Here is a 20,896-nt window from a genome sequence, read left to right as displayed (position 1 = left end):
TAGTGTCCCGCGCCGTTGATTCGTTGTAGAAGTCGTCCGATGGAGGTGAGAATCTCGTCGGCGGTCTTGGTCCAGATGAAGGGTTTCGGGTTCTCGTTCCATGCTTTGATCCAGCCGCGGAGGTCTTTCTCCAGTGCTTGCACGCTGCGGTGATCTGAGCGTTGGAGGAGTTCGCGGGTGACTTCGGCGAAGAGCCGCTCGACTTGATTGATCCACGATGAGTACGTCGGCGTGAAGTGCATGTGGAACCGGGGGTGCTTTTCGACCCACGCTGTCACGGCCGGGTGCTTGTGTGTGCCGTAGTTGTCGCAGACAACATGCACATCCAGATGCTCGGGCACGTTCTGATCGATTTTCTGCAGAAACTTCTTGAACTCCACCGCACGGTGTCGGCGATGGGTGGACGCGATCACCGTGCCGTCAGCGACATTCATCGCCGCGAACAGGCTCGTCGTGCCGTGTCGGAAGTAGTCGTGCGTGCGCTTTTCGGGCATGCCCGGCATCATCGGGAACGCGGGCTGTGACCGCGACAGCGCCTGCACTTGAGATTTTTCATCCACCGAAAGAACGACGGCGGATTCGGGCGGGTCGAGGTAGAGGCCGACGATGTCGTAGACCTTCTCCACGAACAGCGGGTCGTTAGAGAGCTTGAATCCGTCCGCCTGGTGAGGTCTCAAACCGAACGCCTTCCATACCCGTCCGATCGTGGACTTCGACAGTCCGGTGCGCTCGGCCATCTTCGCCCGCGACCAATGCGTCGCGTTCGCGGGCGTCGACTCCAGCGTCGCGACCACGACATCCTCGACCTGCTCCGCAGTGATCGTCGCCGGGCGCCCCGGGCGAGGATCATCAACGAGACCGTCCAGACGGGCCTCCACGAACCGAGAGCGCCACTTCGTCACCGTGGGATCCGAGCAACCCACCAACGCGGCCACGTCCTTGTTCGACATGCCATCCCCACACGCCAACACGATCCGCGAGCGCAACGCGAGCGCCTGAGACGACTTACGACGCCGAGTCCAGCGCTCAAGCTGCTCCCGCTCCTCATCCGTCAGGATCAGTTCGGCCTTGGGTCGTCCAGTTCGCGCCATACTCCAATCCTACAACTTACAGACCGAATTTAAGGCGCAGGACACTAGGTCACCAGCATCAACTCACGTAGTCCGCAGCATGCTGGCGGAACGCTACTCTGGCCCCGAGGTGGCCACGTTTCACGTGGAACAAGGTGCACAACTCGAACATAGCTCGGACTCGTCTTGGCGTCGAACATAGGTCCAGCACATCATTGACTCGGTTTCACGTTAAACAGTGATGTCAACAGACATCCAGCCCAAGTCGCCATAGATTCCCCTAATCAAAGTTCCAGAACCACATCCCCACGAGATCTCCCGGCGTCGCTACCGACACCGTTTCATTCTGGACGCTTGGTCTCCTTCGTTTGACGTATAGGAGGATCTGGTTTCACGTCAAACGCACCGTGTTCCCTCTCTGAGATCCACGTCTGCCAGCTCACAGGAGTACGTCTAACAGCCGACGCTTCACGGAAGAACCATGAGTACAGGAGCGAAAGACTACAGCCCTCAGTCCCAATCCTTCGTCCGTGCCGACGATTGCTCAACCAATGACTTCAGCTGAATCCCGCGGTTCCGGACTTCAACAATGTCGTCCACTTGAACAGATCGACCGACCTGGGACGACTCGGTACCCTTTGGACGTTAATGATCTTTGCCCTCCCCACTAGCGTGCCCCGACAGACATTTACCCGACTCCACGTGCGTTTCACGTGAAACGCTGGTGTTGACGATCACTAAGGAAAATCGCCTGCGGTCAACCATGTTCGTCGCTGAACTTCGCGTTGATCCAAGGGTTTCCCATTGCGCCGGGAAGCGGGCCGCTGACTCGATCCCAACCGATGTTAGCAGCGCAGCACGTACATGCGCATTCGCATCTGAAAACTCATCTGAAAAGTGCACAGCGATCATTGACGAGCCAGCACGTTCACCAGCAACGGGCGGTGTGAGGTTGGCGCAACGTTTCACGTGAAACGGGCAGCAGAGAAGGGCAGATCATGCGCGAAGGAACAAGCAGATACCCGCCTACCAGTTCAATCGGGCGCTTCAAGGGGACTAGCGAACCGAGGATAGCAAGAAGACTACGGGTTCTAGCCAGCATTCGATGGTTTGAAGCGTGCGGGTGCCCGGGTCCGGACCCGATCTTCTGGCTTCATTCGATGCCTTCAACCACATCAAGTATTCTTCGCCTCCGCGGGAGGCCGGGCCCCGGGGAGGACCAGTGAAGACTGCTTGGTGGGCTGATCGATTTCGGCTTGGCGGATGATCGCGATGACATACCTTTAGAATCACCAAGATACTCGTGGAACTCGAAAACGTGCGTGGCCGGCCGTTTCACGTGAAACCAAGAGTAGAAATTGATGCGACTGGTCAGCCTCCACCAGTGCCAGCAATCCTCGTTTCTCGCGACACGCCAAGAAACTCGGTCTTCAGTCTTCGTTTCACGTGAAACGCCGCCCGGCCACGCCTACCAGCGCTCATCGCCTTCATCCAGCAGTCGAGTTGACCGGACATAAGCGGGTGGAGATCAAGCGCCAAAAAGTAGGCAGGCATGAAAAAAGACCGAACTCCATTGAATCCACGGAGAACGACCACTCATCCCACCAAATTCGGTACCAAGAATGCTGCGGCGCAATCGAACCTCGATTTCGTGCGTTCTGAGCTCAATAGTCCACCTCCCGTTTCACGTGAAACACCCTGTTCCAGTTTCACGTGAAACCTCGAACGAGTCATCCTCGAAGATCCCGAACTGGACGAGCCGGACAGAAACCTTCATTACGTCGCAATTTCATCCGACAGCGGTCTAGAACGAATCACCGGCTTCTACCGAAAGTGGAACAACCGAAAGAAGAACTAGGTCGACACGTACACCTGTCGCCTCACACTTCCGAGCCATATCACCGGGCGAATGGACCGCACAAGAAGCTGAAACCGTCGTCGAGTTGTTACAACGATGAAGTTTCCTCTGGGAAAACAATGTCGCCTTAATTCAAATGCGTTGATTGCTCTCGCTTGAGCGTCACGTTTTACGTGATACGAGAGTCTGATCGACACTACGCAGTTTGTGTGACAAGACCGTGAGTCAGTGCATCCAAGTTTCACGTGGAACATACGTACCTCCGCTTCAGGGCGAAGTGCATCAATCGGACCTCATGAAATGCCCTAGTCGAGACCACCTGATACGGGGGACATGGTGTTCAGCCGCATGACACTGAGAATGCCGTGACCGCAGGAGTTCCATCATCGTAGGCGCGAATCTGCGCAATTTGTGTCACCGGCAGCCCAAACAACGTGCTTTCAGCCGGTTTCGACGCAAAGATCAACGACTTCTGTAAAGACGAATACTTACGGGCCGCGGTAACGTTTGAACAACCGCGAGCGAACCGACCCTGCCATCACTCGACTCGGCATCGGCAGTCCCGCGGTAACCAGAGAAGTTCCTCTGACGAGTGGGCTTCGAATCAGAGGAAGATACTGAGCGACCTATTCGGGGGACTTGACGCCGAGAAGGGCGAGGATGCGGTCGAGGTCCTCCTGATTGGCGAACTCGACGCTCAGCTTGCCCTTGCGCTTGCCGACGGTGATGTTGACCTTCGTATCGAGACGATCACCCAGACGCTCGGCAACCTCGATGAACTCGGGCGCCACACGCGATGTTGCACGTGAAACATTCACCGAGTCGCCGCGGTTGAGGAGCACAACGGCTTCCTCAGAGGCACGCACAGAAAGACCCTCGGCGACTATTCGCTGAGCAAGGACTTCCATCTGCTCCGGATCCTTGAGACCGAGGATAGCGCGAGCGTGTCCGGCCGAGATCACGCCGGCTGCGACGCGACGCTGAACCAGCGGTGGGAGACGAAGCAGGCGCAGGGTGTTCGAGATCTGCGGACGGGAACGTCCGATGCGCTCCGACAGCTCCTCCTGCGTGCAGCCGAAGTCCTCGAGCAGCTGGCCGTAGGCAGCCGCCTCTTCGAGAGGGTTGAGCTCGGCACGATGGAGGTTCTCAAGCAGTGCATCGCGGAGAAGGTCCGTGTCCTCGACATACCGGACGATCGCAGGGATCGTCTCCAGACCGGCTTCCTTCGTCGCACGGAGTCGACGCTCACCCATGATGAGCTCGTATCGCTCGGCCTCACCGGGCTTCCGGCGTACGACAACAGGCTGGAGCACACCGATCTCGCGAATGCTGTGAACGAGTTCAGCGAGCTGATCCTCGTCGAAGACGGTCCGCGGCTGACGAGGGTTCGGATCGACGAGAGCGACGTCGATCTCTCCGAATGCCGTATCCGGGATCGAATCGACTCCCGACGCTTCAGCAACGCCGTCCGCCTCATCATCGGCGTCGTTGACGGCTGCGGCATCGCCGGATCCATCGTCGCCCGACGTGATCGCAACGTCTACTACATCAGTAGTAGACATTCCGGTGTCACTCGGCTGGCCTGCCGGTTCCTCAGCCGAGGCCTCTGTCTCCGGGCCGGCGTCCGCGGCAGCCTCGTCGTCGCTGAATCCCCTCGAGGTGTAGACACCAGGATGGTCTTCACGGACGTCGTCGTTCGGTGCAGTGAGGTCAACGGCGCTGGTCTCCTCGACAGCTGATGCCTGCTCAGCCGCCACCGCAGACTCCGCAGTCTCGGAGGTCGCGGGCTCGACGGACGAGCGCTTCGCCGCTGGGGACGCAGTCTTGGAACCCGACGCCTTCGCTCCGGCCGTCTTCGTCCCTGCCGCCTTCGCCGCGGATCCCGACTTCGACGTCGTGGATCCAGTGGCCTTGGACGCTGAGGACTTGGAGGCTGCGCCCTTGGCAGCAGCGGTCTTCGCACCCGCAGCCTTGCTGGCTGCGCCAGTCTTACCGCCTGCGGCCGCCTTGCCCGTCGAGGACTTCGAGGCGGCACTCTTCGTCGTTGAACTCTTCGCCGATGTGCCGGCCTTCGAACTCGCGGTCGACCGAGACCCACTCTTCGCCTGCCCGGCGCCTGACGACTTCGCCTCCGAACCCTCAGTTGCCGACTTCGGCTTGCGACGCCTCGAGGACTGCATCGTCGCCGCAGGGTCGGTACGCCGACTGCGCCCAGCCTTCGTCTCCTCACCGGCACCACGGGACTGTTCGTCGGCATTGCCGCCGGAGAAGAACACGTCGACAGGGCGATCGTTCGACGCAGCATCGGGAATGAGCGCTCCGAGACCTCGCCCCAGTCCGCGCTTCTTGCGTTCAGCCACGTTCCACTCCTCGGTTCGCGATTTCCTCAGCGGCTTCCAGGTAGGACAGAGCGCCGCTGGAATGAGGATCATAGGTGATGACAGTCTGTCCGTAGCTCGGCGCCTCGGAGATCCGCACAGATCGCGGAATCGCCGTCCCCAGCACTTGCTCCGGGAAGTGAGAGCGGACGTCTTCGGCGACCTGGGCGCTGAGGTTCGTGCGACCGTCGTACATCGTCAGGAGGATCGTCGAGACCGAGAGCTGCGGGTTGAGGTGCTTCTGGATGAGCTGGATGTTCTTGAGCAGCTGGCTCAGTCCCTCGAGCGCGTAGTACTCGCACTGGATCGGGATGAGCACTTCGCGCGCGGAGACGAATGCGTTGACGGTGAGCAGCCCCAGGCTCGGCGGGCAGTCGATGATGACGTAGTCGACGCGGTCCCCGGCCGCCGCTCGCTCCTCGAGGTAGAGTCCGAGCGACCGCTGCAGCCGCTGCTCGCGGGCGACGAGGGAGACGAGCTCGATCTCGGCACCGGCGAGGTCGATCGTCGCCGGCACGCAGACCAGGGTCTCGAAGTCCGGTGCCTGCGCCACAGCATCCCGCATCGGGACATCGTCGATGAGCACATCGTAGATGCTCGTGACGTCGGAGTAGTGGTCGATGCCGAGTGCCGTACTCGCGTTCCCCTGCGGGTCGATGTCGATGACGAGGACGTTGAGGTTCTGCTTCGCGAGTGCACCGGCGATGTTCACGGCGGTCGTCGTCTTGCCGACGCCGCCCTTCTGGTTGGCGATGGTGAAGATGCGAGTCGAATCGGGTTTGGGGAAGCTCACCTGTGCCAGTCGGTCTGCGCGACGGTTGTCGCGAGCGATCGCGGCACCTATCGGAGACGACTCGTCCATGATCGGCATTCGGCGCACTCCATCATCCATCGGGTTCACAAAGCTACTGACAGCCTAAACCAATTTCAGTTCGTTCTATTTCTTCGCTATTTCCACAACGCGGCTGGGGGTTTCGAGGATCCCCCCGTCGACGAGGTGGACCGTCGGCTGCCCGAAGCGGTACCGCTTGAGCAGCTTCTTCGCCTTGACGAGCTCACTGTCGACCGAGGCCCCCTTGAGGGCGAGGATGCGCCCTTCGGGACCGATGACCTCGTGCGTCCATTCGACGAGGGTGGCCATCGCCTTGACGGCCCGCGCGGTGACGACGGTGAACATCTCCTCATCGACGAGGTCCTCGACCCGAGCCCTGACGATGCGGACGTTCTCAAGGCCGAGGTCGTCGACGACCATCGTCAGCCAGTCGACGCGACGCTCCATCGGCTCGATGAGCACGACGGTCGCCTCAGGTCGCATGAGGGCGATCGGAATCCCCGGCAGACCGGCCCCGCTGCCGACGTCACCGACGACGTCGTCATCGCCGACGAACTCGGCGACCACCGCGCAGTTGAGGATGTGCCGCGACCACAGCCTGTCGAGTTCACGCGGGCCGATGAGGCCCCACTCGATCCCGGTAGTCGCCAAGTGCTCGACATAGCGCTGGGCGAGGGGGAACGCCTCACCGAAGTACTCCTCGGTTCCGGCCGGCGGAACCTCGACCTCCGTCAGGTCAGTCATCAGCGGGACGGACGACGACATGACGTCCGTCGCCCTCGCCTTCCGACTCGGACACGAGTCCGGCCTTCGCCACCTGATCGTGGATGATCTTGCGTTCGAAGCTGTTCATCGCCTTGAACGCGAACTCCTCGCCGCTCTCCTTGACTTCGGCGATGGCGTCCTCAGCCTTGCGGATGAGTTCGTCGCGCCGGCTCGAGCGGTAGCCGTCGATGTCGAGCATAAGCCAGGACCGCTGGCCCGTGCTCGTCTGCACGGCGAGACGGACGAGCTCCTGCAGCGCACCGAGGGTCTTGCCGTCACGGCCGACGAGCGTGCGCAGGTTCGAGTCGTCCTCGTCCTCGCAGACGATGGACAGCTGCGCCCGGCCGTCGGCGACGTCGATGTCGATGTCGCCGTCGATGTCGGCGATGTCCATGAGCTCTTCGAGATAATCCGCCGCGATCTCGCCCTCTTCCTCGAGGAGCTCGGCACGGGTCGGCTTCGCAGCCTTGTCGTCGATGGCTTCTTCTGACATGTCCTACCTCAGCGCTTCTTGTTCTTCTTGCGGTTCTTGCTCACGGGCTGCTGACGCTGACCGGTCGGCTTCGGTGCCTCGACGGTGGTCTGCGCAGACCCCTTGATCTCTGCCGACGGAACGGTCTTGCCCTTGCGCGCCTTGCGCTCGAGCATCTCCTTCTCGGCCTTCGACCCGGGTGCCGGCATGTTCCTGATGACCATGTGCTGCTGGACCATCGTCCAGGTGTTCGACACGAGCCAGTAGAAGAGGACGCCGAGCGGGAAGTAGATTCCGCCGACGCCGAAGACGACGGGCATGATGTAGAGGAGCATCTTCTGCGACTGCATCATCGGGTTGGCCATCGCGGCCTCCGACATGTTCTTCGCCATCATCTGCTTCTGCGTGATGAACATCGTCGCAGCCATGATGATGATGAGGACCGCGGTGAGCACCTTGACGGTGATGCCCGGATCCATGAACGTCGCCGAGAGGGAGACGCCGAAGACCGAGGACTCCTCGGCCTGCTGGGCGAGCTCCTGGGTGAGGCCGCCGATCGCGTCGATCTTGCCCTCAGCCACGTTCTGCATGTTGTGGATGACGCGGAAGAGCGAGAAGAAGATCGGCATCTGCACGAGGAGAGGCAGACACGACGCCCACGGGCTCGTCTTGTTGTCGCGGAACAGGGCCATCTGCTCCTCGGCCATCGCCTGGCGCGAGTACTGGTCCTTCTTGCCCTTGTACTTCGCCTGCAGACGCTGGATCTCAGGCTGGAGGAGCTGCATCTTCCGCTGGGCCCGGATCTGGTAGACGAAGAGCGGAATGAGCAGTGCGCGGATGACGACGGTCAGACCCGCGATCGAGAGCACCCAGGTCCAGCCGTTGGCTGCGGGCAGACCGAGTGCGGTAAAGATGTCATGGAAGATCGCAAGGATCCAAGCCACTACCCACTGCAGGGGGTAGAGCAAGCTGTCGATCCAGTCCATTCAGTTCTCCTCGTTGCAACGATCCATCACGATCGTTCATTGTGCCATTGTTGTCAGTCGGTCGCGACACGGGTGCGGACGCGGATCTCTCGGCTCGTATCAGGCCCTCACGGACGCTCGCCCCGCATGCCGGCATCAGCGTCATGGAGCATCTGGGACCGGGCTTCGCGGGCTGAGCCGGGAACATGGTCCACCCCGCCGTGGGAGAACGGATTGCACCTCAGCACTCGCCACCCAGTTAACACCATTCCCTTGAGAACTCCGTGTATCTCGAAGGCCTCGAGGCCGTACATCGAGCAGCTGGGATAGTACCGGCAGACCTGTCCGTAGAGCGGAGAGACGACCACCCGATACGCGCGGATGAACCACACGAAGGGCATCCTCGGTGCGATGCGGACGAACCACCACAGCCCCGGCCAGAATCCGGCCGGACGCTCGGGCACCTCGGATTCATGTCTGAGGTCGTGTTCGGCGTCCACGGTTCTGCTTCTTCCGGGCCTTCCCGATGAGGTCGTCCACCTCGGTGGCCAGCTGGGAGTACTCCGCCTCCGCGGCGTTCGGCAGCGCCCTGACCACGAACAGGCTCCCCGTGCCGAATTCGTCCAGCCGGGGCCGGACGATCTCCCGCAGCCGGCGTTTGACCCGGTTGCGCGTGACCGCGTTGCCCACGGCCTTGGATACGATGAAACCCACGCGCGCGGCGTGGGAATCATCAACGTCTCTCAGGCTGTGCGCCATGAGGTGGTCCGAGCGCACGCGGACACCGGCTCTGAAGACTCGTCTGAAGTCGTCGCCGTGCCGGAGGCGGTGCGCATCCGGAATCACATTCAGGCCGAGACTTCGGAACGTCCCTTGCGACGACGCGAAGCCAGGATGGCGCGGCCCGCGCGGGTGCGCATACGCAGACGGAAGCCGTGCTTCTTGGCGCGCTTGCGGTTGTTGGGCTGGAATGTACGCTTGCTCACTTGAGGTCTCCGATTTCTAGATCGCGGATGAACGCCTGAAGCGTTCTCACAAAAAACGGCGGTGCGAGTCTCGACCGCCGAGCACTCCTGTGCATGAGAGCTATACAGAGAATCGGATGCAGCCCGGTACACAGGACACTCCATCTTAGCCAAGGCGCTCAGGCCCGGTCAAACCGCTCAGAGATGTTCCCCGTCACGGTGCCCGGCCGTCGACTCCCATTCACCTCCGCGTCGACTCCCGTCTTCCACAAGTCACAATCATGTAGTTTTCCACACGCTTATCCACCCGTGTGGAGTATCGCCCGGCCGACTCGTCACTCCTCCACAAACTGTGGAAAACTGTGTGGAAGTCATGCACAGGTGTGGACCGTGCGACGAAGACGATCGACAGAAGAGAGGATCGACGGTGTCGAATTCCAAGAACGAGCTCATCGGCCAATGGCAGACGGTGGTCTCTACCCTGGATCAGGACGCCGACCTCACCCGACATCAGAAGAGCTTCCTCTACCTCGCTCTCCCCAAGGCTCTCGTCGACAACGCCCTCGTCCTCCTCGCCGTCCGTGACGAGCATTCGCGCCGCACCATCGAGACCCGTCTCCTCGAGCCGCTGACCAGGGAGTTCTCCAAGGTCATCGGCTTCGACGTGACCTTCGGCTTCGTCGTCGACCCTGAACTCGACGTCCCGATCCGCTTCGACGAACTCATCGACGATGCGTCCGCAGAACCCTCCACCGCTGCCGAGACCACGGCCCCGACGGCATCCGACGCCGCACCCGCCCCGGCCCCCGCCTCGGCGACGGAGATCGACGAACCTGCTGTGGCTCCTCCTGCCGCCCCGGAGCCCTCCCCTGTGGGGAACAGCGCTCCCGCACCGTCCGCGGACACCGCCACCCGACCGGCCGATTCGCGCATCGAGGTCGAGATCGCCGAGGCGACGACCACCCCGACCCCGCCCGTCGACGTTCCCGGCGTCGCCCAGCTCAACCCCAAGTACACGTTCGACACCTTCGTCATCGGCGCGTCGAACCGTTTCGCCCATGCCGCGGCCTTCGCCGTCGCCGAAGCGCCGGCGAAGGCGTACAACCCTCTCTTCATCTACGGCGACTCGGGACTGGGCAAGACCCACCTCCTCCACGCGATCGGGTTCTACGCCACCCAGCTCTTCCCCGAGATCCGCGTCAAGTACGTCTCGAGCGAGGAGTTCGTCAACGACTTCATCAACACGATCGGCTCCTCTCGGACGTCGAACGCGCTGCGCCCGGCCTTCCAGCGCCGCTACCGCGAAGTCGACATCCTCATGATCGACGACATCCAGTTCCTCCAGGGCAAGGACGCCACCGTCGAGGAGTTCTTCCACACATTCAACGCCCTCCACAACGAGGCGAAGCAGGTCGTCATCACCTCCGACCAGCCGCCGAAGATGCTCAAGGGCTTCGAAGAGCGGCTGCGGTCCCGGTTCGAATGGGGTCTGCTCACCGACGTCCAGCCCCCGGACATGGAGACCCGCTTCGCGATTCTGCGCCGCAAGGCCGCCGGCGAGCACCTCGACGTTCCCGACGACGTCCTCGAGTACATCGCCTCCCGGGTCTCATCGAACATCCGCGAACTCGAGGGCGCCCTCATCCGCGTCACCGCCTTCGCCAACCTCAACGACCAGCAGGTCGACGTGTCGCTGGCCGAGACGGTCCTCAAGGACTTCATCACCCAGGACGACACCCCCGCGATCACCGCTGCCGACATCATGGGGCAGACCGCCGCCTACTTCAGCCTCACCCTCGACGACCTCTGCGGGACCTCGCGTTCGCGGACGCTGACGACGGCCCGGCAGATCGCGATGTACCTCTGCCGCGAACTCACCGACCTCTCCCTGCCGAAGATCGGGCAGGCCTTCGGCGGCCGCGACCACACGACAGTCATGCACGCGAACAAGAAGATTCGAACGCAGATGGCCGAGCGGCGGGCGGTCTACACCCAGGTCACCGAACTCACAAACCGCATCAAACAACAGCACCGCCTATAGAAGACGCTATGCACACCTGTGGATAACTCTGGGGACAATTCGACCACAGTGGGGATAACTCTGGGGACGGAGTCCTGCAGCCACGTGGACGGATGTGAACTACACGGCTGTGCTTACCCAGGCGTCCCCGAGCACCAGCCTGCGGTTGCACATCCGATCCACACCCCGACGACGGCAGAGATCCCAGGAGTGCTCTGCGTCCTGACCGTTTCGTCCACAGGTTCCACAGGTGCTGATACTTCTGCTGAATCAATCTCAGGTGACAGGAGGGCGACCGCCATCGTCTGCTGACGATGACGTCATGGGCTCCGCGCTGCTGAGCGAACGATCAGTTCGGTATTCGAACACGTCCCGGAAACCGGTTCTCGGATCCGAGATTCCCAGGCTTCCTCCGCGTGTCCTCCCCGTTCGTTCGGCCGTCCTCGGGTATCGCGGAATCGGTTAGGCTGTGTACAGTTTTCCGAGCACCGTCACGCCGAAGCCGAACGCACATCGGGTGATATCCCGAAGGAGTAAAGTGAACGACGAAGCAACCCCTCTCAAGTTCAAAGTCAATCGCGATGTCCTCGCCGACGCCGTGACCTGGGCGACCAAGACCCTCCCCAACCGCCCCTCTGCTCCCGTCCTCACCGGAATCCTCATCACCGCCGAGACCGGCGGGACCGTTCGCCTCGCCGTCTTCGACTACGAAGTCTCCTCGCGAGTCGAGATCTCCGCCGAGGTGGTCTCGCCCGGCACCGTGCTCGTCTCCGGCCGCCTCCTCGCCGACATCTCCAAGGCCCTGCCCAACCAGGAGGTCACCCTCGAGCAGATCGGCTCGAAGGTCGACGTGACGTGCGGATCCTCGCGCTTCTCCCTGATGACGATGCCCGTGGCCGAATACCCCTCGCTGCCGCAGGTGCCCGACGACTCCGGCACCGTCTCCGCCGGCGAATTCCAGAACGCCGTCTCCCAGGTGACGATCGCGACCTCGAAAGACGACACCCTGCCGATCCTCACGAGCGTGCGCGTCGAGATCGAGGGTGAGAAGGTGACGCTGCTCGCCACCGACCGCTACCGGCTGGCCGTCCGCGAATTCACGTGGAATCCCGGGCGCCCCGACGTCTCGGCGGTCGCTCTGCTGCGCGGTCGCACCCTCTCCGACGTCTCGAAGTCCCTCGGCGGTGACGTGACGATCGGTCTGAGCACCGATTCTGGCAAGGATCTCATCTCGTTCACCTCGGCGGGACGGGTGACGACCTCGCTGCTCGTCGAGGGCGAGTACCCCAAGGTCCGTTCGCTCTTCCCCGACTCCGTGCCGATCCACGCGATCGTCGAGACCGCAGTCCTCCGCGAAGCCGTCCGCCGTGTCTCCCTCGTCGCCGAGCGCAACACCCCGCTGCGCTTCGAGGTCACCGACGGCCTGCTCACCCTCCACGCCGGCACCGGTGACGACGCGCAGGCGTCTGAGGCCGTCGAAGCCGTCCTCGAGGGAGAGCCGATCACCGTCGGCTTCAACCCGCACTACATCGCCGAGGGCCTCGCCGCCATCGAGAACCCGTACGTGAACTTCTCCTTCACCCAGCCGATGAAGCCCGTCATCATCTCCGGGCAGAAGGACCTCGAGGCCTCGGCCGACGAGTCGTATCGCTACCTGCTCATGCCCACGCGCATCTGAATGTGGATATCCCGACTCTCGCTGCGTGGCTTCCGGTCGTACCCTGAGCTCGATCTCGAGTTCGCGCCCGGGGTGACGACCTTCGTCGCCGACAACGGTACCGGCAAGACGAACGTCGTCGAGGCGGTCGGGTACCTCGCGCACCTGCGCTCGCATCGTGTGGCCTTCGACGCCCCGCTCGTCAATGAGGGCGCGAGCACGGCGACGGTCTCCGCGCTCGTCAACCGCGGGCAGCGGCATGCAACGGTCGAGGTCTCCATCCAGTCCAAGGGTGCGAACCGGGCACGGGTCAACCGGTCCCCGGTGCGGATCAGGGAGATCCTCGGGCTCGTCTCCGCCGTCGTCTTCGCCCCCGAGGACCTCAGCCTCGTCCGCGGGGAGCCGGCGGAGCGGCGTTCGTGGATCGACACCCTCGTCGTCGCCCGCAATCCCCGCTTCGCCTCGGTGATCACGGACTTCGATCGGGCCCTCAAACAGCGCAACGCCCTGCTCAAGCGGCTGCGCGAGGACCGCGATCCCGGACTCGAGGCGACCCTCGACATCTGGAACATGGCCTACGCCGACTCCGCCGCCGAACTCGTCTTCGGTCGTCAGCGGGTGCTCGCCGACATCGTCGCCCCGCTGCAGGAGAACTTCGCGTACATCGCCGCCGATGCCCGACTCGAACGGCAGGGAGTCACGGTCGCCTACGATTCGCGCATCGACTACTCGCAGGTCGCCTCGGCCGCCGAGGCGAAGGAGCTCCTCCTCGCCGCCCTGGAGAGGAGACGGACGACGGAGATCGAACGCGGACTCACTCTCCACGGACCCGGCCGCGACGACATCACCCTGATGATCGGCTCCCACCCGGCGAAGGGCTACGCCTCCCACGGGGAGACGTGGTCGCTCGCGCTCGCCATGCAGCTCGCCGGCTGGGACCTGCTCAGCGCCGACGCCGGAACGCCTGCCGAACAGCCGATCCTCGTCCTCGACGACGTCTTCGCCGAACTCGACACCGGTCGGCGCAGCCGGCTGGCCTCGCGGATCACCGAGGCCGAACAGGTCCTCGTCACCGCGGCCGTCGATGCGGACCTGCCGGACGGCCTCGGCGGTGAGCGCATCGGCCAGGCGGCCCTCCTCGGCGCGGGAGCCCAGCGATGACGGGAGGCCGGGCATGAGCGGGATCGAGCGGGATCCCTCGACCCCTGTCGCCGCCCTCGAAGCCCTCGACCGGGTGCGCCGGATGGAGGTCACCGAGGCGCGGTTCATCCGGGGGCGCCGCCGCTCCCGCGTCCGCACGGACGTCACCTACACCTCGGCGGGCAAGGACAGGCGGGACCCGACGTCGATCTCCTCGGTCCTCGGCGGCTTCATCGCCACCCAGGGATGGTCGTCGTCGATCGACATCGGCAAGGTCCTCGGCCGCTGGTCCGACCTCGTCGGCGAACAGGTCGCCCGGCACGCCACTCCCGTCGACTTCTCCCCGCCGCTGCTCGTCATCGCCGCGGACTCGACGACGTGGGCGACGCAGCTCCGTGTCCTGCGCCCGACGATCCTCCGTGCCCTCGAGGCGGGACTCGGGTCCGCGACGATCACCGAGCTCGAGATCCGGGGGCCGCAGGGACGCAGCTTCAAGAAGGGCCGGCGCAGCGTGCGCGGGCGAGGTCCGCGGGACACCTTCGGGTGAGCTCGGACGCTGCCGACGACCCCCGAACCCGGAAATCCACAGAAAGCCACCAGCGGCCATAGCCGGGTCCCATCGTGTCCGGGGGTACGTCAGCCGGTCGGAAAAAGCGGGAGAGGACGTTTCTGGGCCGCTTGCGGGCATTTCTGTCCGCCGCGCGGTAGAATGGACAGCTGATAGCGTTCATTTGCACGAGGAGTCACATGACGACCGAGGAACAGTCCCACTACGATGCCGGGGATATCACGGTACTTGAAGGTCTCGAGGCAGTCCGCAAACGTCCAGGCATGTACATCGGGTCGACCTCGGAGCGTGGTCTCCACCACCTCGTGCAGGAGATCGTCGACAACTCCGTCGACGAGGCGATGGCCGGGTACGCCGATGACATCGATGTGACGATCCTCGCCGACGGCGGCGTGCGCGTGGCCGACAACGGACGCGGAATGCCCGTGGCGATGCACCCGACCGAGCACAAGCCCACCGTCGAGGTCATCCTCACCATCCTCCATGCCGGCGGCAAGTTCGGCGGCGGCGGCTACGCCGTGGCCGGCGGTCTCCACGGCGTCGGTTCGACCGTCGTCAACGCGCTCTCCGAGCGCCTCGACGTCGAGGTCATGCGCGACGGCTACCACTGGACGATGGACTTCCGCCGGGGCGTGCCCACCGGTGAACTCCAGCGCGGAGAGCCGACGGAGGCGACCGGGACGATCGTGACGTTCTGGCCCGATGCCGAGATCTTCGAGACGACCGACTTCTCGTACGAGTACCTGCGCGCCCGCTTCCAGCAGATGGCGTTCCTCAACAAGGGCCTGAAGATCCGGCTCATCGACGAACGCCACGTCCAGGTCGACGACGACAACGTCCAGATCGACGAGGACGAAGAAGCCGAGGCGAAGCCGCGCGAGGCGACGTACCTCTACGAGCACGGGCTCCTCGACTACGTCCAGTACCTCAACTCGGCGAAGAAGGTCGACCTCATCAACCCCGACATCATCGTCTTCGAAGCCGAGGAGGCCGGGCAGACGCTGTCGCTGGAGATCGCGATGCAGTGGACGACGGCGTACAGCGAGTCCGTCCACACCTACGCCAACGTCATCAACACGCATGAGGGCGGCACCCATGAGGAGGGCTTCCGCACGGCCCTGACCTCGCTGGTCAACGCCTATGCCCGCGAGCAGAAGCTGCTGCGGGAGAAGGACCCGAACCTCACCGGCGACGACATCCGCGAGGGCCTGACCGCCGTCATCTCCGTCAAGGTCGGCGACCCCCAGTTCGAGGGCCAGACGAAGACGAAGCTCGGCAACTCCGAGGTCAAGGGCTTCGTCCAGCGCGTCGTCCGCGATGAGCTCGGCCACTGGTTCGAGTCGAACCCCGCCCAGGCCAAGGACGTCGTCCGCAAGGCGCTGCAGGCCTCGCAGGCCAGGCTCGCCGCGCGGAAGGCCCGCGAGGCGACCCGTCGCAAGGGCCTGCTCGAGACCTCCGGCATGCCCGGCAAGCTCAAGGACTGCCAGTCCAAGGACCCGGACATCTCCGAGGTCTTCATCGTCGAGGGCGACTCGGCCGGCGGGTCCGCCGTGCAGGGCCGCAACCCCTTCACGCAGGCGATCCTGCCGCTGCGCGGCAAGATCCTCAACGTCGAGAAGGCCCGCCTCGATCGGGCCCTGGGCAACAACGAGGTCCAGGCGATGATCACCGCCTTCGGTACCGGCATCGGCGAGGAGTTCGACCTCGAGAAGCTGCGCTACCACAAGATCATCCTCATGGCCGACGCCGACGTCGACGGCCAGCACATCACGACGCTGCTGCTCACGCTCATCTTCCGGTACATGAAGCCGCTCATCGAGCACGGATACGTCTACCTCGCGATGCCGCCGCTGTACAAGATCAAGTGGTCGAACGCGCACTACCAGTTCGCCTACACCGACAGGGAGCGCGATGCGCTCCTCACCGCCGGCAAGGCCGAGGGCAAGCGCCTGCCCAAGGAGCAGGCGATCCAGCGCTACAAGGGTCTGGGCGAGATGAACTACGAGGAGCTGTGGGAGACGACGATGGATCCCGACACCCGCCTGCTCAAGCAGGTCACCCTCGACGACGCGATCGTCGCCGACGAGATCTTCACCGTCCTCATGGGCGACGACGTCGACTCGCGTCGCCGCTTCATCCAGGAGAACGCGAAGGACGTCCGCTTCCTCGACATCTGAGCACGACCTCGCCGAGGTGGCCCCACCTCGGCGAGGGATCCGCTGCGCATTCCATCCGCCGCCGTTCGCGTCCGCAGAGATGACGCCAGAAGAACGGTTCGAACACAAGGGAAGAGCCCACATTGGCTGACGAATTCGAAACACCGACCGAGATCAACCGGGTCGAACAGGTCGATCTCAACCTCGAGATGCAGAGGTCGTACCTCGACTACGCGATGAGCGTCATCGTCGGGCGCGCACTGCCCGACGTCAGCGACGGCCTCAAGCCCGTCCACCGCCGCGTCCTCTACGCGATGTACGACGGCGGGTACCGTCCCGACCGGAACTTCTCGAAGTGCGCCCGCGTCGTCGGCGACGTCATGGGTCAGTACCACCCGCACGGCGACTCGGCGATCTACGACGCCCTCGTCCGCCTCGTCCAGCCGTGGACGATGCGCTACCCGCTCATCGCCGGCCAGGGCAACTTCGGCTCGCCCGGCGACGACGGTGCCGCGGCGCCCCGGTACACGGAGTGCAAGCTCGCTCCGCTGGCGATGGAGATGGTCCGCGACATCGACGAGGACACCGTCGACTTCCAGCCCAACTACGACGGCCGCAGCCTCGAACCGGTCGTCCTGCCCTCGCGGTTCCCGAACCTGCTCGCCAACGGTTCGGCCGGCATCGCCGTGGGCATGGCGACGAACATCCCGCCGCACAACCTCCGCGAACTCGCCGCCGGCGCTCAGTGGCTGCTCTCCCACCCCGAGGCGACGAAGGAAGAGGCGCTCGAAGCCCTCCTCGGCATCGTCAAAGGCCCCGACTTCCCGCTCGGCGCCACAATCCTCGGCCACAAGGGCATCGAGGACGCCTACCGGACCGGTCGCGGTTCGATCACCCAGCGCGCCGTCGTCGAGGTCGAGGAGATCCAGGGTCGGACCTGCCTCGTCGTCACCGAGCTGCCCTACATGGTCAACCCGGATACCCTCGCCGCGAAGATCGCCTCCTACGTCAAGGACGGCAAGGTCGCCGGCATCGCCGACCTCCGCGACGAGTCCTCGGGCCGCACGGGTCAGCGGCTGGTCATCGTGCTCAAGCGCGACGCCGTGGCCAAGGTCGTGCTCAACAACCTCTACAAGCACACCTCGCTGCAGGAGAACTTCTCCGCGAACATGCTCGCGCTCGTCGACAACGTGCCGCGCACCCTCTCCCTCGACTCGTTCCTGCGCCTGTGGGTCAAGCACCAGATCGAGGTCATCGTGCGCCGGACGAAGTTCCGTCTGCGCAAGGCCGAGGAGCGCGCCCACATCCTCCGCGGCTACCTCAAGGCCCTTGACGCCCTCGACGAGGTCATCGCCCTCATCCGCCGCTCCCCGTCCTCGGACGAGGCGCGGGCGGGACTGATGGAGCTCCTCGAGGTCGACGAACTCCAGGCCAACGCCATCCTCGATCTCCAGCTGCGCCGCCTCGCGGCCCTCGAGCGGCTGAAGATCCAGGAGGAGTCGGAGAAGATCGAAGCCCTCATCGCCGAGTACAACCTCATCCTCGAGACCCCCGCCCGGCAGCGGGAGATCGTCTCCGAGGAGCTCGACGAGGTCGTCGAACGCTACGGCGACGACCGGCGGACGAAGATCCTCGCCGGCTTCGATGGGGACGTGTCGATGGAGGACCTCATCCCCGAGGAGGAGGTCGTCGTCACGATCACCCGCGGCGGGTACGCCAAGCGGACCCAGTCGACGCTCTACCGCGCGCAGCACCGCGGCGGCAAGGGCATCAAGGGCGCCCAGCTGCGCGGCGACGACGTCGTCGAGCAGTTCTTCGTCACTTCGACGCACAACTGGCTCCTCTTCTTCACCAACACCGGACGCGTCTACCGGGCCAAGGCCTATGAGATCCCTGAGGGTTCCCGGGACGCGAAGGGACAGCATGTTGCGAATCTCCTGGCACTTCAGCCGGGTGAGACGATCGCGAAGGTGCTCTCGATCCGCGACTACGACGAGGCGGAATTCCTCATCCTCGCGACCAAGTCCGGAGTCGTGAAGAAGACCCGCCTGAGCGAGTACGACTCGAACCGCACCGGCGGCGTCATCGCCATCAACCTCCGCGAGTACAAGGGCGAGCCGGACGAACTCGTCTCCGCCCGCATCGTCTCCTCCGAGGACCACCTGCTCCTCATCTCGCGCAAGGGGATGTCGATCCGCTTCGCTGCCGATGACGATTCGATCCGTCCCCTCGGCCGCGTCACCGGCGGTGTCACGGGCATGAAGTTCAAGGACGACGACGAACTGCTCACCATGGACGTCGTTCAGCCGGGCACGTACGTCTTCGTCGTCACCGAGGGCGGCTACGCCAAGCGCACCCCGGTCGATGAGTACCGTGTGCAGGGCCGCGGCGGCCTCGGCATCCGAGTTGCGAAGATCACCGAACAGCGCGGAGACTTGGTGGGCGGCCTCATCGTCGACGAGGGTGAAGAGGTCCTCGTCGTCATGGAGCGCGGTAAGGTGGTGCGGTCGAACATCGACGAGGTTCCTGCGAAGGGACGCAACACCATGGGTGTGGTGTTCGCGAAGCCGGGAAAGAATGACCGTATCATCGCAGTAACCCGTGGACCCGAGACCGCGGTGGAAGACGAAGACGAAGCCGAGGCAGTCGAAGCTGAGGTCGTGGCACCGGAGGCGGAGACGCCTGAGGCCGTCGAGACCGAGACCGGCAGCGAGGATGTGGAAGAGTGAGCGACAACAAGCAGACAGGACCCGGCAAGATCATCAGGACGTCGAGCGGATCGACCCGCCTGACCGCCGGCTCCTCGAAGACCGACTCCTCGTCCGGCTCCTCAGGCTCTGCGGGCGCCGGCAACCGCTCGGGGGGATCCAAGCCCGCCGCTGCCCCGAAGACGGGCACGACGTCCACTCCCGCCTCGGCGAAGGGATCGCGGACCGACGACAAGTCGACCGTCGTCGCCCCTCCTGCCCCGAAGGCCTCACCGAAGCCCGGACGGGCCCCCTCCACGGGCTCCGGTCCTGCCACGGCCGCGGCGTCGACCGCCTCGGCGGAGACCTCAGCGGCAGGCCAGGGCACCGGCAGCGGTCCGGCCACCTCGGTGATGGGCAACGTCGCGAACACGGTCCGGGCGAGCTCCGGGGGCGTGAAGATGGGCGTGAAGAACATGGTCGACAACGGGAAGGGAAAGAAGAAGAAGGGTCCCCGGACCGTTCGCCTCACCGTTGCCGCCGTCGACCCGTGGTCGGTCATGAAGATGTCGTTCCTCATGTCCGTGGCCATCGGCATCGCCACAATCGTCGCCTTCGTCGTCCTCTGGGTCGTCCTCCAGGCCACCGGAGTGATGAGCGGACTCGAGGCCACGATGACAGAACTCGCCGGTGCGGAGTCCGCTGAGCGCCTCATCGGCATCTTCGGCTTCGGTCGGGTCGTCGCTGCCGGCTTCATCATCGCGATCATCAACATCGTGCTCATGACGGCGCTGTCGACCCTGGCTGCGTTCATCTACAACATCGGCTCTCTCATCGCCGGCGGGTTCCACCTCACCCTCACCGACGACTGACGAAGTGTCCGTCCCCGGACGGAATCGACGCGGATCCGCGGGCTGTGAGGCGTGTCACGGCTCGCGGATTTGTGCAGGGGATGACCGGTTCGGTATATTTTTACTTCGGGTTCACCCCGAAAGGGCCTATAGCTCAGGCGGTTAGAGCGCTTCGCTGATAACGAAGAGGTCCCTGGTTCAAGTCCAGGTAGGCCCACTTCCTTTCGAGGAGGATCATGAAGAAGTGGATTCTCTCCGGGCTCACGCTCGTGGGGCTGGGAGTGTTCTTCCGGTGGCGGCACACGAATCAGCGTGCCCAAGCCGAGTGGTCAAAGCACACCGATTCGGTGTAGGGTGATTACCCACCTGGGGGTATGGCGCAATTGGTAGCGCATCTGCTTTGCAAGCAGAGGGTTAGGGGTTCGAGTCCCCTTACCTCCACCCAAAGTGTCTTACGGGAACACGCGACATGCGTAGGCGTGTCGTGTTCCTGTAAGGGTTCCTCGCCTCCG

Annotated in this window: 16 protein-coding genes and 2 tRNA genes; 9 read left to right on the top strand and 9 right to left on the bottom strand. The window is 63.9% G+C overall.

Features of this window, described 5'->3' with window-relative positions; genetic code table 11:
- The 9 genes from EZE58_RS02850 to rpmH form a co-directional block, all read right to left on the bottom strand.
- Window positions 1-1,091 (bottom strand): IS630 family transposase (locus EZE58_RS02850; protein ID WP_009376884.1); only part of this gene is annotated, 1,091 nt, incomplete at its 3' end.
- A gap of 2,463 nt (window positions 1,092-3,554) precedes the next feature.
- A complete protein-coding gene (locus EZE58_RS02845) occupies window positions 3,555-5,288 on the bottom strand; it encodes a ParB/RepB/Spo0J family partition protein (RefSeq protein WP_009376886.1) in 1,734 nt (577 codons plus the stop codon).
- Window positions 5,281-6,177 (bottom strand): ParA family protein, encoded by an 897-nt coding sequence (locus tag EZE58_RS02840; RefSeq protein ID WP_009376888.1) that lies wholly within the window; start codon window positions 6,175-6,177, stop codon window positions 5,281-5,283. Before EZE58_RS02840 ends, EZE58_RS02845 begins: the two co-directional genes overlap by 8 nt.
- Before the next feature lie 66 nt (window positions 6,178-6,243).
- Window positions 6,244-6,882, bottom strand: coding sequence for a 16S rRNA (guanine(527)-N(7))-methyltransferase RsmG (gene rsmG, locus EZE58_RS02835; RefSeq protein ID WP_240941080.1), 639 nt, complete (start codon window positions 6,880-6,882; stop codon window positions 6,244-6,246).
- Entirely contained in the window at window positions 6,875-7,396 is a 522-nt protein-coding gene (locus tag EZE58_RS02830; protein WP_009376890.1) for a R3H domain-containing nucleic acid-binding protein, read from the bottom strand. Before EZE58_RS02830 ends, rsmG begins: the two co-directional genes overlap by 8 nt.
- An 8-nt stretch (window positions 7,397-7,404) precedes the next feature.
- Entirely contained in the window at window positions 7,405-8,361 is a 957-nt protein-coding gene (gene yidC, locus EZE58_RS02825) for a membrane protein insertase YidC (protein ID WP_009376891.1), read from the bottom strand.
- 107 nt (window positions 8,362-8,468) lie between these two features.
- Window positions 8,469-8,840 carry a membrane protein insertion efficiency factor YidD gene (gene yidD, locus EZE58_RS02820; RefSeq protein WP_223289831.1) on the bottom strand — a complete coding sequence of 124 codons (372 nt, stop codon included), beginning with the start codon at window positions 8,838-8,840 and terminating at the stop codon, window positions 8,469-8,471.
- Window positions 8,812-9,186 carry a ribonuclease P protein component gene (gene rnpA, locus EZE58_RS02815; RefSeq protein ID WP_040341370.1) on the bottom strand — a complete coding sequence of 125 codons (375 nt, stop codon included), beginning with the start codon at window positions 9,184-9,186 and terminating at the stop codon, window positions 8,812-8,814. Before rnpA ends, yidD begins: the two co-directional genes overlap by 29 nt.
- 2 nt (window positions 9,187-9,188) lie before the next feature.
- Complete coding sequence (gene rpmH / locus EZE58_RS02810) at window positions 9,189-9,326, bottom strand: 50S ribosomal protein L34 (protein ID WP_009376895.1); 138 nt, start codon at window positions 9,324-9,326, stop codon at window positions 9,189-9,191.
- Window positions 9,327-9,732: 406 nt separating this feature from the next.
- Here rpmH and dnaA point away from each other — a divergent pair, with 406 nt between their 5' ends.
- From dnaA to EZE58_RS02765, 9 genes are all read left to right on the top strand, one after another.
- Window positions 9,733-11,346, top strand: a complete 1,614-nt coding sequence (dnaA, locus tag EZE58_RS02805) for a chromosomal replication initiator protein DnaA (protein ID WP_167559771.1) — start codon at window positions 9,733-9,735, stop codon at window positions 11,344-11,346.
- A 517-nt stretch (window positions 11,347-11,863) separates the two neighbouring features.
- Window positions 11,864-13,003 (top strand): DNA polymerase III subunit beta, encoded by a 1,140-nt coding sequence (dnaN, locus tag EZE58_RS02800; RefSeq protein ID WP_009376899.1) that lies wholly within the window; start codon window positions 11,864-11,866, stop codon window positions 13,001-13,003.
- Window positions 13,004-14,143: a DNA replication/repair protein RecF gene (recF, locus tag EZE58_RS02795; protein ID WP_009376901.1), complete on the top strand. Its 1,140-nt coding sequence runs from the start codon at window positions 13,004-13,006 to the stop codon at window positions 14,141-14,143.
- Between the two features lie 13 nt (window positions 14,144-14,156).
- Complete coding sequence (locus tag EZE58_RS02790; protein WP_009376903.1) at window positions 14,157-14,669, top strand: DciA family protein; 513 nt, start codon at window positions 14,157-14,159, stop codon at window positions 14,667-14,669.
- 200 nt (window positions 14,670-14,869) lie between these two features.
- On the top strand, window positions 14,870-16,867 hold the full coding sequence (gene gyrB, locus EZE58_RS02785) for a DNA topoisomerase (ATP-hydrolyzing) subunit B (protein WP_009376905.1): 1,998 nt from the start codon (window positions 14,870-14,872) through the stop codon (window positions 16,865-16,867).
- Between the two features lie 122 nt (window positions 16,868-16,989).
- The gene (gene gyrA / locus EZE58_RS02780; RefSeq protein WP_009376908.1) at window positions 16,990-19,575 is read left to right on the top strand and encodes a DNA gyrase subunit A; all 2,586 of its coding nucleotides are present in this window, start codon (window positions 16,990-16,992) and stop codon (window positions 19,573-19,575) included.
- On the top strand, window positions 19,572-20,405 hold the full coding sequence (locus EZE58_RS17650) for a DUF3566 domain-containing protein (RefSeq protein ID WP_009376910.1): 834 nt from the start codon (window positions 19,572-19,574) through the stop codon (window positions 20,403-20,405). The genes gyrA and EZE58_RS17650 overlap by 4 nt, the downstream gene beginning before the upstream one ends.
- 122 nt (window positions 20,406-20,527) lie before the next feature.
- A tRNA-Ile gene (locus tag EZE58_RS02770) sits at window positions 20,528-20,601 on the top strand.
- 151 nt (window positions 20,602-20,752) lie between these two features.
- A tRNA-Ala gene (locus tag EZE58_RS02765) sits at window positions 20,753-20,825 on the top strand.
- The last annotated feature ends 71 nt before the right edge of the window (window positions 20,826-20,896 follow it).

Origin of the sequence: Brevibacterium sp. LS14, from assembly GCF_012027885.1 — a bacterium.
Lineage (GTDB): Bacteria > Actinomycetota > Actinomycetes > Actinomycetales > Brevibacteriaceae > Brevibacterium > Brevibacterium casei.
The sequence above is the reverse complement of the archived record's forward strand: the minus strand, read 5'-3'. Positions and strand labels throughout refer to the sequence as shown.